A 14,759-nucleotide genomic window follows, 5' to 3' on the forward strand; every position below is an offset into this window, starting at 1 on the left:
GTAAGCATAGCAAAGCGCAGGCCGGCATGCCGGTCTGCGCTTTCAGTTTACATATTGCTTTCGAAATCGAAGGGGACTCATGCCTACGCTGCGCTTGAAGCAGGCGGAGAAGTACGGCGAGTACCGGAAACCGACTTCTTCCGCTATCCGTTCGATCGGCCATTCCGTGGAAACGAGCAGCTGCTTCGCCCGATCTAGCCGGAACTGCAGCAAGTAATGGATCGGCGTGACGCCGTATTTCACTTTCATGCAGCGTACAACGTAATTCGGGTGAAAATGAAGCGCCTCCGCCAGCGTCTCATTGGTGATTTCCTTCCGGTAGTTTTGCTGGAGGTAAGATGCCGCCTTCTCCGCAAGCCGGGTCGCAGGTGAACTGGCCGCCCCTGACCTGCCTGCATCCAGCAAGGCAAGAATGCGGGCGAGCAGATGCTGTTCTTCCCAGAAGCGGTCGCCGACCGGCAGCGCCAGCAGTTGTTTCATGAGATCGAATACGGCTTGCGGGGCGGATAACGAGCAATGCTTCGGGATTCGAAGCGAATAAGGATGGCTAAATGGCAGTTTTGCAAGGGAGGCTTCGTCCTTGAAGGTGCCTTGCCCCCATGCCACATGTTCGAAATGAACCCAGTAGAACGTCGTTTCCCGCTCGCACGGTTTGACCGAGTAGTGCTCCCCGTCCGGCAGCAGCAGGAGCGTATCTCCTTCGCCAAGCGCCCATTCTTTCCCATTCTCTCCGATATGCAGCTCGCCATGAACCACGATAAGAAGATCGAAAATGCCAAGGTTTCTACGATTCGGATGACGATCGCCGACCCGAAAGTCCGAACGGCCGGCTTCCCAGAAATAGGGGAGCGGCGGGGCAGGCAGCTCGACGATGGATTCTTCGTACAACCGGTTTGCCTCCACTCTTTGTGTCATTTTGTATAAAAAAAAGTTGAATCCGTTCCTATTCCGTCAGTTAGAAAAATCATATACTCGAACCTATGAAGAGTCAAATTCTATCATTTTGAGGTGGATGAGCATGACGAAATCACAGGTTCATATTCAAGACGATTTTTGGAACAGCTATTCGGAACTCGTTCGCCAAACCGTGATCCCTTATCAATGGGAAGCCCTTAACGATCGGATCGAAGGCGCGGAGCCCAGCTATGCGATTCGAAATTTCCGGATAGCGGCGGGTTTGGAAGACGGGGAGTTCGGCGGCATGGTCTTTCAGGACAGCGATCTGGCCAAGTGGCTGGAGGCGGTAGGCCATTCGCTCCGGCATCATCCGGATCCCGAGTTGGAGAAGCTGGCCGATGAAGCCATCGACTTGATCGGACTAGCTCAGCAGGAGAACGGTTACTTAAATACTTATTTCACGGTTAAGGAGCCGGGCCGTCAATGGACGAATCTTCATGAAGCTCATGAGCTCTATTGCGCCGGTCATTTCATCGAAGCTGCGGTCGCCTATTACGAAGGAACGGGAAAGCGCAAGCTGCTCGATATCGTCTGCAAGCTTGCCGACCTGATCGACGGCGTATTCGGGACGAATCCCGGTCAGATCCGGGGCTATTGCGGTCATCAAGAGATCGAGCTTGCCCTGGTTAAGCTGTATCAGGTGACAGGAGAAGAACGCTATTTGCACTTAAGCCGATACTTCATCGACGAGCGAGGAAGCGAGCCGAACTACTTTATCGAAGAATGGGAGCGGCGCGGCCGAACGAGCCATTGGGTGCCGGGGACGACTTCCACGCCTAATCCCGAGTATAATCAATGCCATCTGCCGGTTCGCGAGCAGTCGATTGCCGTTGGGCATTCCGTAAGGGCCGTCTACATGTACACGGCGATGGCCGACCTCGCCCTCCTGACTGGCGACGCCAAGCTTCGCGAAGCGTGCGAGCGGCTGTGGGCAAATACGACCGGCAAGCAAATGTACATAACAGGCGGCATCGGCTCGACCCATAACGGCGAGGCGTTCACGTTCGACTACGATCTGCCGAACGATACGGTTTATGCGGAGACCTGCGCTTCGATCGGCTTGATTTTCTGGGCTCGGCGGATGCTGCGATTGGAAGCGAAGAGCGAGTACGCCGACGTGATGGAGAGAGCGTTGTACAATAATGTGCTCGGCAGCATGTCGAAGGATGGCAAACATTTCTTCTACGTGAACCCGCTCGAAGTCTGGCCGGAAGCGAGCGCCAAAAATCCCGACAAGCGTCATGTGAAGCCAGTCCGGCAGAAATGGTTCGGCTGCTCCTGCTGCCCGCCTAATGTCGCCCGGCTGCTAAGCTCCTTAAACGAGTACATCTATGACGTGTCCAATGAAGGCGCAACGGTTTACGCCCATTTGTTTATCGGAAGCGAAACGACTTTTGAACGTGCTGGCGTTCAAGTCACGCTTCGCCAGCGGTCGGAACTTCCTCGGGATGGCCGGGTCGAATTCACCGTGTCTCTTCAAGAACAAACGGAAAACGCGGCGTTCGAACTGGCGCTTCGCGTGCCGAACTGGTTCCAATCCGTTCGCCCGCAGTTAATAATAAACGGGCAAACGGTGCTAAACTACCGTATGGACAACGGCTATGCGAAGATAGAGCGGAACTGGGCGGATGGCGACATCGTGGAGTGGCTGCTGCCGCTGGAGGCGAAGCTGATCGCCGCTCATCCGCACATCCGGGCGGCGGCCGGCAAAGCTGCCATCCAGCTCGGTCCGTTCGTTTACTGCGTCGAAGAAGCGGATAACGGGGCGCCGCTTGCCTCGCTTTCCTTGTTCGAGAACTCGAATTTGTCCGCGCATTTCGACCCGCAGCTGCTCGGCGGCTGTGTTGTTGTGGAAGGAGACGGGCAGGCTGCGGCCGATTCCGAATGGCCGGAGGGTCAGGCGTACCGGCCGCTCGCCAAACAGGCAAGACCGATTCGTTTCAAAGCCATCCCCTATTACTTGTGGGGAAACCGCGAACCAGGCGAAATGAACGTCTGGCTGCGGTGCTGAACGGCAACGAACGAAAATCATCTAAAGTTTTAGAAGTAAAATCAATAGTTTTCAAAATGAACGGAGCGGCAAAGTGAATTATAATGGAGTGAAAGCGGTTGCTTGAAACCAGAAGGAGAAGGAGCGATTCACTTGGACACGAAAGCAAAGATCGCAGCACCAAACGAGCCGATCGTCACTCATATCTATACCGCTGATCCATCCGCGCACGTATTTGAAGGAAAGCTGTATATTTATCCTTCCCATGATATCGACCATGACGGACCGACCAACGATAACGGCGACCAATATGCGATGGAGGATTATCATGTCCTGTCCATGGACAATATGGAGTCGCATTGCGTGGATCACGGCGCGGCCCTTCATATCAAAGACGTGCCGTGGGCCTCGAAACAGATGTGGGCGCCGGATGCGGCATTCAAGAACGATACGTACTACCTGTTCTTCCCTGCGAGAGACAAGGACGGCATCTTCCGCATTGGCGTCGCCTCTAGCGCCTCCCCGAGCGGGCCTTTCCAAGCGCAGGAAAATTATATTCCGGGAAGCTTCAGCATCGACCCTGCCGTATTCGTCGAGGAAGACGGCCAAGCCTATATGTACTTCGGCGGATTGTGGGGAGGGCAGCTGGAGAAATGGCAGACCGGCGAATTCAATCCCGAAGCGGTTGGGCCTGACGCGGGCGCGCCGGCGCTCGGACCGCAAGTCGCGCAGCTAAGCGACGATATGCTGACGTTTAAGTCGGAGCCGAAGGAAATCTCGATCGTAGACGAAGAGGGGAACCCGATTGCGGCGGGCGATGAGGATCGCCGCTATTTCGAAGGTCCGTGGATGCACAAGTTTGGCGGCAAGTACTACCTCTCGTATTCGACTGGAACGACGCACAAGCTGGTGTACGCGATTGGGGATCATCCCGAAGGACCGTTCGTTTTTAAAGGAACGATTCTCACGCCGGTCTTGGGCTGGACGACGCACCATTCCATCGTGGAATTTCAAGGGAAGTGGTACCTGTTCTACCACGACGCATCCCTATCCGGCGGCGTGGACCATAAGCGGAGCGTGAAGTTTACGGAGCTTGCTTACAACGAGGACGGCACCATTCAAACCATCGAGTATAAATAAATCGAGGAACGCAGCCCGCGGGGCTGCGTTCTTCCGTTTTTGCAGGTGATAAGATTAACAAAGAAAGAACTATACATTTCAAAGTGTGCAGGCCCGCCCCTTTTAGTAAAATGGGATTGAATTTATATTTTTTGCGCAAAATGACATCATTGATTCGGAAGCAAATGAAAGCGATTACAGAATTTAGGGGGCGTTCCGATGAGAAAAGCCATATTGGTTGACGATGAACGGTTTGCCCGCAAAGGGCTGGTCGGTCTTATTCCCTGGGAGCAATGCGGGTTCGAAATCGTCTGCGAAGCCGAGGATGGGGAAGAGGCGCTTTCGTTAATCGAGCAGCATAAGCCTGATCTCGTCATTACGGATATTCGGATGCCCGTGGTCGATGGCTTGGAGCTGATCCAAACGGTACAGGAACGCTTAGGCAAATCGGTTAAATTCATCATTATTAGCGGTTACGGGGATTTTAAATATGCGCAGCAAGCGGTTCGCTTCGGTGTACAGGATTACTTGCTGAAGCCGATCGACGAGGTCGAGCTGATGGAAACGCTGCAGCGAATATCAACCATGCTGGATCAAACGCCAAACTGGCCGATAGAGGGGCATTCGATTCTCCAGGCTTCTTTATTTGAGCAGCTAATTACAGGAAATGCCGACGAAAAGGCGCTGACGGAGGCAGGGCAGTTTCTATCGCTGCCTGGCGATAAGCCGCTTCGGTATATTTCGCTGGAGGTAAACGATCTTCCTGACGGCTTCGATGAGGAGCGGAGAAGCCAGCTCATGGAACAGTTGAAGGCGGATATAGAGCCCGTGCTGAAACGGCTGATACCAGAGCAGGTGCCGGTCATCTATGCCCGTAATCGTTGGGAAATCGGCATGCTTGTCCGGTCGGGACCTAATTCGGCTTGGGCGGCGGAGCTCGGAAACGAAATCGCCGAAGCGTCGAGCAAGCGGCTGGACGAAACCGGAGTTCCTCGAGTCTATGTCGGCGCTGAAGCCGCAAGACTCTGTCAGGTCAAGCAATCCTATGCGACGGCTATGGATTTGTACAGATATAAATATACGTTAGACGGTAAATTGATGATCCAGAATGACGAAACTAACGCGATTCCTCTGCAGTTCAAAGAATTGGATCCCTCGCTCTATACCGAATTGCTGGTGTGCTTGGAAGAGCAGGACATTAACGGCGTGATCAAGCTGGTTGACGCCATGTTCAGCACGTTCCAAGAGAAACGCATCGCCTGGGAATCGATGAGTTCCGCCATTGCGAGATGCGTGCACAGGGCGACCCATGTCATCCAGACGATGCAAGGCGACGAGAGTATGCTAGCCTCGCTCAAGCCGATCATGCAATGGCACCAAGAGCCGCGAACGCTGCAAGGCGTGAAGCGGCTGCTGATCGCGTTTTTGACGGAGTGCATGGCGTATATCGTATCGCTGCGCAGCACAACGATGAAAGGCGACATCGGGAAAATCAGAAGCTACATCGAAGCCAATTACGCCAGCAATATCAGCCTGAAGAGCATTTCCAAGCACTTCTACATGAACTCGGTTTATTTGGGCCAGCTGTTCAAGAAAACGTACGGCGTCTACTTCAACGATTTTTTGCTGCAAATCCGGATTCAGGAAGCCAAGCGCCAGCTGAGACAAACCGATAAGAAAATCTATGAAGTCGCGGCGAGCGTGGGCTTCGGCAATCCGGACTATTTTGTCAGCCAATTCGAGAAGGTGGAGGGAAAGACGCCGACGGAATACAAGAACGCCATGCTCGCAAAGACGTAAGGGTAGCATCGGGGGATCGATTCAATGAAGGCAAGCAGTTCTTTTCATAATATAAGGCTTCGTAGCAAAATGCTGATCATCTATTTTCTGTCCGTGTTCATTCCGGTCATCCTGACGAACGTGATTTTCTATAACATCACGACGAATAACGTCAGGAACCAGAAGCTGCAGGATCTGTCACTAGCGATCGAGCAGATGCGCAACGAGCTGAAGAACCAAGTCGACGCGGTCATCGGGATTACTTCCGTCCTGTACAACGATTCGATTTTAAATGATTATTTGGACACGCGGTATGCCGATCCGTCGGACTATGTGAATAACTATCACTCCTATATTACCGATATGCTGGAGAAGTATACGCCCGTGTACAGAGCGATTCAGAAAATTACCCTGTATACGGATAACGATACGATCATTTACGGGGGATACGTATTTCCGGTTTCGGGCATTGAGGATTCAGGCTGGTACAAGCAGGTGAAAAGCTCTTGGACCTCCAATGCGGTCATTGTGGAGGACGACGAGTCCGCCGCCAAGCCGGCGCTCAGCATTGTGAGAAGAATGAGCAGCACGGCCGGACAAGACCAATTTGACAAAATCGTCAAAATCGATCTGCACCCGGAACTGATTAAGCAAGTATTGAACAATGTTACGCTGGAAGGCAATGTGTATTTGCTCGAGGGCGATACCGTGCGGTACGCTTCCGGGAAGAACGGGAACAACGACATGGATGATTCTTCGGAGCAGGGCGCCATCGTCATCGAAGAGGGGTTCTCTAACAAGGAATATTTCCGCAACTGGCGGATCGTCGGGAAATTCCAAGAGCGCGAGGTGCTCGAGGAAGTGCGGAAGTCCAAGGAGTTCGTCATTTACATGGCGCTTCCCAACATTCTGATTCCGACGCTGATCATCGTATGGTTTACGCGTTCGCTGAACCAGCGCCTATTTAGGATCTTAAAACAGATGAAACGGGTGAAGAATCATACCTTCGATCTGATCGAGGACGAAGAGAGCAAGGATGAAATCGGCCAGCTGACGACGGAATTCAACCACATGACGATGCAGATCAAGAGTCTCATCCATGACGTGTACATGGCGGATATCCAGAAGAAGGAGCTGGAGCTTGGGCGCAAGCAGGCCCAGCTTCACGCGCTGCAAAGCCAGATCAATCCGCATTTTCTGTTCAATTCGCTTGAAACGATCCGGATGCGCAGCTTGATAAAGTCCGAAGACGAGACGGCTAAGATCATTCATCATATGGCCAAAATTTTCAGGAAATCCTTATCTTGGGGCAAGGATATGGTTCCGATCCGAGACGAGCTCGATCTGGTGGAGAGCTTCCTGCAAATTCAAAAGTACCGGTTTGGCGACAAACTGGACTATCGGATTGAAGTCGAAGAGGATTGCATGATGAGTTTGATTCCGAAAATGACGCTGCAGCCGCTCGTGGAAAATTCCAGCATTCACGGCATCGAGCCGATGAAGCATGCGGGTATGATTACGGTCAGCGTGCGCAAGTCCGGCGACAGCTTGATTTGTACGGTCAGCGATAATGGCGTAGGCATGTCCGAGGAACGGCTGCAGCAGCTTCAGTATGATACGTTCCATTCCGAGGAGCACGGCGAAAGCATCGGCATCCGCAACGTTTATTTAAGATTGAAGCTCTTTTACGGGGATCAGGCCGACTTTACGATTGAGAGCAGGAAAGATCAAGGAACTTCGTTCCGGATCGAAATTCGATCTCTTTAATTTACTAAGCGCGAGATAAAGTTTATTGGGTAAACAAAGTTCCCCCCTGTCTGTATACTAAAAGTGTAAGATAAAGCGCTTACAATAAAGGCGATTTAAACAAAAGACGGAAGGGGTATTTGCTTTGAAAACGAGAAATAAGTGGCAACTGGGTTTCATGTCGCTCGCGCTCGTCATGGGGTTAGTCGGATGCGGCAACAACACCGCGAATGAGAACGCGGCCACGCCGGACGCCGGCAATACCGGCAACGCTGCAAACACGCAAACTGCGAATGAGCCGGAGGCTAAGCCGGAGCCGGCGACCTTCACCTACTTCAACGCGACAGCGAACAAGGACACGGACACGAACAAAACAGAGATCGGTAAAATCCTCGAGGAGCAAACCGGCGTTAACTTCAAGATGGAGCATTTGGTTGGGGATTTGAATACAAAAATCGGCACGATGATTGCGAGCAATGAGTATCCGGATATTTTGCAACCGGATGCCGCGATCGACAAGGTGCTGGAAGCGGGCGCATTCATTCCGCTGAATGACCTGATCGACAAGTATGGCCCGAACATTAAGCGCGTATACGAACCGTATTTCAACCTGATGAAAGCCGAAGACGGCAACATCTACTTCCTTCCGTTCAGCGCGGTTGTCGGCGAGTACAATCCGAATCCGACGATCGACCAAGGCGCGTTCTGGGTGCAGAACCGCGTGCTGAAGGAAGCCGGCTATCCGAAAATCAAGACGTTCGACGAATATTTCAACTTGATCAAAGACTACGCGGGTAAACACAGTGACGAAAAATTGACCGGGTTCATGTCGCTGACGCACGACTGGCGCTTCTTCGCCACTACGAATCCGCCGAACCATCTGGCCGGCTATCCGAACGACGGCGAAGTTCAAGTCGACATGAATACGATGGATTCGAAGATCTATGCGACGAACGACGGCACGAAGCGCTGGCTGCAGAAGCTGAACGAGTTTAACGCTGCCGGTTTGTTCGATAAGTCTTCCTTCGTCGACAACTACGATCAATACTTGGCCAAGCTCACGTCCGGCAAAGTACTCGGCTTCTTCGATTACGGCTGGCAGGTCAACCAAGCGCTGCAAACGTTGAAGACCGAAACGCTGAAGAACGGCGGCAACGATGACCTGGAATACTTCCCGCTGCCAATCACGTTCGACGCCAACACGAAAGACCAATATATCGACCCGGCTTCGTTCGTGAACAACCGCGGCGTCGGCATTACGACCAGCGCGAAGGATCCGGAACGCATCATCAAGTTCTTCGACAGCCTGCTTACGGACGATAATCAGAAGCTCATTCAGTGGGGCATCAAAGGCCAGAACTATGAAGTTGACGACAAAGGCCGCCTCTACAGAACCCAAGAGCAAATCGACAAGCTGAAAGACAACGACTACAAGCGCCAAGTCGGTATCGGTTATTTCGAGTACTACTGGCCGATGTACGGTCAAGGCTCGACGTTCCCTGACGGCAATGCCGTAAACCCTGGCAGACAGCCTGAGGTAGCGCAAGCTTCGTTTACGCCGGCCGAGAAAGATCGTTTGGCTAAGTACGGCGTGCAGACCTATGCCGAAATGTTCTCGAAGCCGGACGAGCGTCCTTGGTACCCGGCGTGGAGCATCTCGCTGGAGCAAGGCTCGGAAGCGCAAATTTACACCGCGAAAAAACCTGACGTACAGCGCAAATATTTTGCCAAGATCGTTCTTGGCGCACCGGATAAGTTCGATGCTTACTGGAACGAATACGTGGACGAAATCAACAAGCTGCCTGTAGCGGATTACGAGAAAACGATGACTGAAGAAGTGAAGAAGAAAGCGGCAAAGATTAAAGGGAACTAATGCTTCAGCGAAAGGCCGGAACTCGCATGCTTGTACGGGGACCCGGCCTTTCCTGTTCCAAATCCTGCGGATAGGCATGTAAGGGGAGAAGTGATCGCTATGTTAAAAACAATGAAGCAACAGGGAGTAGTGCCTGCCGGTCGCGGACTTCTCGGTAAAAAATCAGGACTGGGCTTCTTCTTGCAGCAGCTTGTCAAGCAGCGGGCTCTCGTACTGATGTCCGTCCCATTCCTGCTCTGGCTCGTCTTGTTCAAATATGTCCCGCTGTGGGGCTGGACCATCGCGTTTCAGAAATATAAGCCGGCCAAATCGTTCGGCGATCAAACATGGGTAGGGCTGAAGCAATTCAAGTTCATGTTCTCGGACGACCGGTTTCTGCTCGTGCTTCGCAATACGCTGGCGATGAGCTTGATCAATTTCGTGCTTGGCTTCGTGACCGCGATCACGCTGGCGATTCTGCTTAACGAGCTGCGCAAAATGGCATTCAAGCGCGTCGTGCAAACGATCAGCTATTTGCCGCATTTTATCTCCTGGGTTGTAGCGGCAACGATCATCCAGACGGTTTTGTCTGCTGACGGCGGAATCGTCAATGAAATTTTGATGGGTCTTGGATTCATTCACGAGCCGATTCTATGGCTTGGCGAAGGCAAATATTTCTGGGGTATTCTCGGAGCATCCGAGGTGTGGAAAAACGTAGGCTGGAACACGATTATTTATTTGGCCGCCATGACGACGATCGATCCGGCCCAATACGAGGCTGCCGAGATTGACGGCGCGGGCAGATTCCAGCGCATCTTTCATATTACGCTGCCGGGAATCCGGCCGGTTGTCATCATCTTGATTATTTTGAACCTGGGTCAAATTCTGGAGACAGGCTTTGAGCCGCAATACTTGCTCGGCAATGGTCCGAACCTGGATTATTCCGAAAATCTCGAAATTTTCATCCTGAAATATGGTATGAATCTCGGCAACTACTCGCTGTCAGTAGCGGCAGGCATATTCAAGACGGTCATTAGTATTGTGCTTCTGTTCTCGGCGAACTATTTATCCAAACGGCTTGGCCAAGAACGATTGTTTTAAGGAGGAGAGCAGCTCATGGCTAAATCGCAAATCGCGTCGGCCCGTTATTCATCGGCAGGAGATCGACTGTTCGATATCGCCAATTACACGTTCATGGTTGTCCTGATGATCGTGACCATATATCCGTTTATCAACATGCTGGCCGTTTCGCTCAACGATGCCGGCGACTCGATTAAAGGCGGCGTCTACCTATGGCCGAGAGTCTGGACGTGGGAGAACTACGACTACGTGTTCAAGCAAGCGACCATTTTGCACTCGACCTGGATTTCCGCTTCGCGGACGATTCTCGGTACGCTCGTTTCGACCTTCTGCTCGGCGATGGTCGCCTATACGATCAGCAGACCGGAGTTCGTGCTTCGTAAATTCGTGACGATCGCGTTCGTGCTGACGATGTATTTCAACGGCGGACTCATTCCGAACTTCTTGCTCATGCGAGAGCTTCACTTGATGGGCACGTACTGGGTGTACATTATTCCAGGCATTCTAGGCGTATTCAACGTCATCGTCATCCGCTCGTTCATCGAGCAGCTGCCGGAAGGCATCTTGGAATCGGCCCGCATGGACGGCGCAGGGGAGTTTACTACGTTCCTCCGCATCGTGCTGCCTTTATCCATGCCGGTGCTCGCGACAACTTCATTGTTTACAGCGGTGTATCATTGGAATTCCTGGTTCGACGTATTCCTGTACAATTCTTCGAAGGTGGAGCTCAGCACGCTGCAGTACGAGTTGATGAAAATGCTGCAAAATTCAAATGCTTCCATCAGCTCGTCGGGGGGCAACATGGACGGATCGGGCGGTACGGCCGCCAACTTCGTCACGCCGACTTCCATTCGCGCAACGATGACGATCGTGGCGAGCTTGCCGATCGTAATGGTGTATCCGTTCCTGCAGAAATATTTCGTTAAAGGCATGACGCTGGGAGGCGTGAAGGGCTAATGGAACGATTTTGCAATCTACTGGTCGAATATGGATACGACCGTGACGCTATCGACCGAAAGGTCGAAGAGACCTGGAAGCTGCTGTTCGAGGAGCATGACGCCACACGGATTTATTATCCGTGCGGCGAAGACATGGGGTACATGCTCGACACCGGAAACCTTGACGTTCGGACCGAGGGCATGTCCTATGGCATGATGATTGCTGTACAACTCGATAAGAAAGACGTGTTCGACCGGTTTTGGCGGTGGAGCTACCGGTACATGTACATGACATCGGGCGAAAATAAAGGCTATTTTGCCTGGTCGTGCAATACGGACGGCACGAAACGGTCGAACGGACCGGCGCCGGATGGCGAAGAATATTTCGCGCTTGCCCTCTTGTTCGCTTCCCATCGATGGGGCGACGGAGAAGCGCCGCTCGATTACGGCGTGAAAGCGCGGCAGCTGCTGCATGATTGCGTGCACAACGGGGAGGACGGCGTCGGGTATCCGATGTGGAATCCGCACAATAAGCTGATCAAGTTCGTTCCGAACTGCGAATACAGTGATCCGTCCTACCATCTGCCGCATTTCTACGAGCTGTTCGCGCAGTGGGCGAATGAGGCGGATCGCCCGTTCTGGGGAGAGGCTGCCGCTGCAAGCAGAGACTACTTGAAGCTGGCATGCCATCCGGTTACCGGATTGGCGCCTGAGTATGCTTACTATGACGGGACGCCCAATGATGAGCGGGGCTATGGACATTTCTTCAGCGATTCCTACCGGGTCGCCGCCAATATCGGCTTAGAGGCCGCCTGGTTCGGCACCAATGACTGGATGCGCGATGAAACCGATAAGATTCAGGCGTTCTTCTCCGATAAGGAGCCCGAAGATTATCGGCGCTATACGATTGAAGGGGTCCCCTTCGAGGAGAAAGCGCTTCATCCGGTCGGCCTGATCGCGGCCAATGCGGCAGCATCGCTTGCTTCGCCTGAAGGTCCGCACGCGAGAGCCAGCGTTGAGCTGTTCTGGAATACTCCCGTTCGCGAGGGCGATCGGCGTTACTATGACAATTGCCTTTATTTATTTGCTCTGTTGGCTTTAAGCGGCCGCTATCGGATTTGGCGGCCGGTTGAATAAGCGCCATGCGAAAGTCGCAAGGGTCTCCCGATTCTGGAGACTCTTTTGATTTATCCACTATTGCAAGAGATGGGAGAAGAGGTCATGTACCGAAAACAAGCTGAAAGCGGCTATGATTGCTGGCTTGAGTACCGGCATATCGAGAACGCTTCGTTGCGTGAAAATTATTTGAAGCGCTGCGCTTCTTTGGCGATAATCGGCGGAAGCCCGCTTCTGCGAACGGCCGGCAGGGAGCTGGCGCATGCGATATCCTCCATGCTAGGAGAGAATCCGAAGGACGAAGCCGTAACATTGATTGACGCGGGAGCAAAAGGGACCATCATTGTCGGTACTTACGGCAGTTCTCGCCTGTTGGAGCCGCTTGCCGATGTGTACCGCTTCGACGAATTGGGCGAAGAAGGTTACATCATTCATGCATCGGAGGATGATTGCATCTATTTGTCGGCAGCCTCGGATAAAGGCGTACTGTATGCGGTCTTCCATTTCATCCGGCTGCTGCAAACCGGTCAAAGCATCGAGAGCCTTCGCATCTGCGAGGTTCCCCGAAACGGGCTGCGGATGATCAATCATTGGGACAATATGGACGGTTCGATTGAGCGGGGCTATGCCGGCAAAAGCATTTTTTTCAAGGATGGCCGATTCATCCCGGATATGAGCCGCATCCGCGACTATGCCCGCCTGTTGGCGTCCGTGGCCATCAATGCGGTTACGATCAATAACGTCAATGTACACCGCCAGGAATCGAGGCTGATCACAGATGAGTTTTTGCCGGATGTCGCAAAAGCCGCGGCTATATTCCGCGATTACGGCATTCGCCTGTATTTGAGCGTCAACTTCGCAAGCACGATCGAAATCGGAGGGCTGAACACAGCGGATCCGCTTGACCCGGACGTAACGGCATGGTGGAAAGAAGCGGCTGCGAACATTTACCGTTACATTCCGGACTTCGGCGGATTTCTCGTGAAAGCGGATTCGGAATTTCGTCCGGGTCCGTTCACGTACGGCCGCAATCATGCCGATGGAGCCAACATGCTGGCCGATGCGGTCGCTCCATTCGGCGGAGCGGTTATTTGGCGCTGCTTCGTCTATAACTGCTTGCAGGATTGGCGGGACCGCAAAACGGACCGTGCCCGTGCGGCCTATGACCATTTCATGCCGCTGGACGGTCTGTTCCGCGACAATGTCATGCTGCAAATCAAGAACGGTCCGATGGATTTTCAAGTGCGGGAGCCCGTATCGCCTTTGTTCGGCGGCTTAACGCAGACAAACCAGCTGCTTGAGCTGCAAATTACGCAGGAATATACGGGGCAGCAACGCCATCTTTGTTATTTGGTCCCTCAATGGAAAGAGGTTTTCGACTTCGACACCTATGCCCGCGGCGAGCGTTCCACCATTGCGGAAGTAGCCAGCGGCCGGCTGTTCGGAAGAGAGAGCGGCGGTATTGCGGCTGTATCGAATATCGGCGATGACCGCAATTGGACCGGACACGTGCTCGCGCAAGCGAACTGGCACGGATACGCGCGTCTGGCATGGGATCCCGGCTTAAGCGCCGAACAGCTCGCATCGGAGTGGATTCGAATGACGTTCGGTTTGGCGGCCGAGCCGGAACGAGTCGTTAAGGACATGCTTTTGAGCTCCTACGACATTTATGAGGCGTATACGGCACCGCTTGGCGTGGGCTGGATGGTCAATCCGAACCATCACTACGGACCGAACGTAGACGGCTATGAATATTCGAAGTGGGGCACCTATCATTATGCGGATTGCCATGGTATGGGGGTAGACCGCACGGTTCGCAGCGGTACGGGCTATGCGGGTCAGTATCATGGGCCGGTTGTGGAGCGCTACGAATCGCTGGCCGATTGCCCGGATGAGCTGCTGCTATTCTTTCACCACGTTCCGTACGCGCATGTGCTGAAGAGCGGCAAAACGGTGATCCAGCATATATATGATGCGCATTTCGGCGGCGCGGATCGGGCAGCGGAATTGGTCGCCAAGTGGGACTCGCTCGCTTCCCGCATCGATGCCGACAGGTTCGGGCAAGTGCGCGAGCGGCTTGTTCATCAAGCGGAGCATGCCTGCGAATGGCGCGATATGATCAATACGTATTTTTATCGGAAATCGGGAATTGCCGACGAGCAGGGCCGCGTCATCTATTAAG

At 53.1% G+C, this 14,759-nt stretch carries 10 protein-coding genes; 9 read left to right on the forward strand and 1 reads right to left on the reverse strand.

Annotated features, from left to right (window positions below; genetic code table 11):
- Window positions 1–42 precede the first annotated feature (42 nt).
- Window positions 43–888 carry a helix-turn-helix domain-containing protein gene (locus DL346_RS02855; RefSeq protein WP_240633007.1) on the reverse strand — a complete coding sequence of 282 codons (846 nt, stop codon included), beginning with the start codon at window positions 886–888 and terminating at the stop codon, window positions 43–45.
- A gap of 130 nt (window positions 889–1,018) precedes the next feature.
- Between DL346_RS02855 and DL346_RS02860 the strand changes: the two genes are divergently transcribed.
- The 9 genes from DL346_RS02860 to DL346_RS02900 all read left to right on the forward strand — a co-directional run bounded on the left by DL346_RS02860 (window position 1,019) and on the right by DL346_RS02900 (window position 14,758).
- Window positions 1,019–2,968: a glycoside hydrolase family 127 protein gene (locus tag DL346_RS02860; protein ID WP_112880562.1), complete on the forward strand. Its 1,950-nt coding sequence runs from the start codon at window positions 1,019–1,021 to the stop codon at window positions 2,966–2,968.
- A gap of 132 nt (window positions 2,969–3,100) precedes the next feature.
- Complete coding sequence (locus DL346_RS02865; protein ID WP_240633008.1) at window positions 3,101–4,087, forward strand: glycoside hydrolase family 43 protein; 987 nt, start codon at window positions 3,101–3,103, stop codon at window positions 4,085–4,087.
- A 198-nt stretch (window positions 4,088–4,285) separates the two neighbouring features.
- Entirely contained in the window at window positions 4,286–5,866 is a 1,581-nt protein-coding gene (locus DL346_RS02870) for a response regulator transcription factor (RefSeq protein ID WP_112880563.1), read from the forward strand.
- A 24-nt stretch (window positions 5,867–5,890) separates the two neighbouring features.
- Complete coding sequence (locus tag DL346_RS02875; RefSeq protein WP_112880564.1) at window positions 5,891–7,612, forward strand: sensor histidine kinase; 1,722 nt, start codon at window positions 5,891–5,893, stop codon at window positions 7,610–7,612.
- Window positions 7,613–7,769: 157 nt separating this feature from the next.
- Entirely contained in the window at window positions 7,770–9,464 is a 1,695-nt protein-coding gene (locus DL346_RS02880) for an ABC transporter substrate-binding protein (RefSeq protein WP_240633092.1), read from the forward strand.
- Between the two features lie 216 nt (window positions 9,465–9,680).
- Window positions 9,681–10,544, forward strand: a complete 864-nt coding sequence (locus DL346_RS02885) for an ABC transporter permease (RefSeq protein WP_420849532.1) — start codon at window positions 9,681–9,683, stop codon at window positions 10,542–10,544.
- Between the two features lie 15 nt (window positions 10,545–10,559).
- Window positions 10,560–11,480, forward strand: coding sequence for a carbohydrate ABC transporter permease (locus tag DL346_RS02890; protein WP_112880566.1), 921 nt, complete (start codon window positions 10,560–10,562; stop codon window positions 11,478–11,480).
- Window positions 11,480–12,598: a family 8 glycosyl hydrolase gene (locus DL346_RS02895; RefSeq protein WP_112880567.1), complete on the forward strand. Its 1,119-nt coding sequence runs from the start codon at window positions 11,480–11,482 to the stop codon at window positions 12,596–12,598. Before DL346_RS02890 ends, DL346_RS02895 begins: the two co-directional genes overlap by 1 nt.
- A gap of 84 nt (window positions 12,599–12,682) precedes the next feature.
- Window positions 12,683–14,758, forward strand: coding sequence for an alpha-glucuronidase family glycosyl hydrolase (locus DL346_RS02900; RefSeq protein WP_112880568.1), 2,076 nt, complete (start codon window positions 12,683–12,685; stop codon window positions 14,756–14,758).
- The last annotated feature ends 1 nt before the right edge of the window (window position 14,759 follow it).

The sequence above is a fragment of the Paenibacillus montanisoli genome, assembly GCF_003268025.1.
Taxonomy (GTDB): Bacteria; Bacillota; Bacilli; order Paenibacillales; family Paenibacillaceae; genus Paenibacillus_Z; species Paenibacillus_Z montanisoli.

Coding starts and splice junctions, on each gene's coding strand:
- DL346_RS02860 (WP_112880562.1), top strand. CDS start 1,019: ATGACGAAATCACAGGTTCATATTCAAGACGATTTTTGGAACAGCTAT.
- DL346_RS02870 (WP_112880563.1), top strand. CDS start 4,286: ATGAGAAAAGCCATATTGGTTGACGATGAACGGTTTGCCCGCAAAGGG.
- DL346_RS02875 (WP_112880564.1), top strand. CDS start 5,891: ATGAAGGCAAGCAGTTCTTTTCATAATATAAGGCTTCGTAGCAAAATG.
- DL346_RS02880 (WP_240633092.1), top strand. CDS start 7,770: ATGTCGCTCGCGCTCGTCATGGGGTTAGTCGGATGCGGCAACAACACC.
- DL346_RS02885 (WP_420849532.1), top strand. CDS start 9,681: ATGTCCGTCCCATTCCTGCTCTGGCTCGTCTTGTTCAAATATGTCCCG.
- DL346_RS02890 (WP_112880566.1), top strand. CDS start 10,560: ATGGCTAAATCGCAAATCGCGTCGGCCCGTTATTCATCGGCAGGAGAT.
- DL346_RS02895 (WP_112880567.1), top strand. CDS start 11,480: ATGGAACGATTTTGCAATCTACTGGTCGAATATGGATACGACCGTGAC.
- DL346_RS02900 (WP_112880568.1), top strand. CDS start 12,683: ATGTACCGAAAACAAGCTGAAAGCGGCTATGATTGCTGGCTTGAGTAC.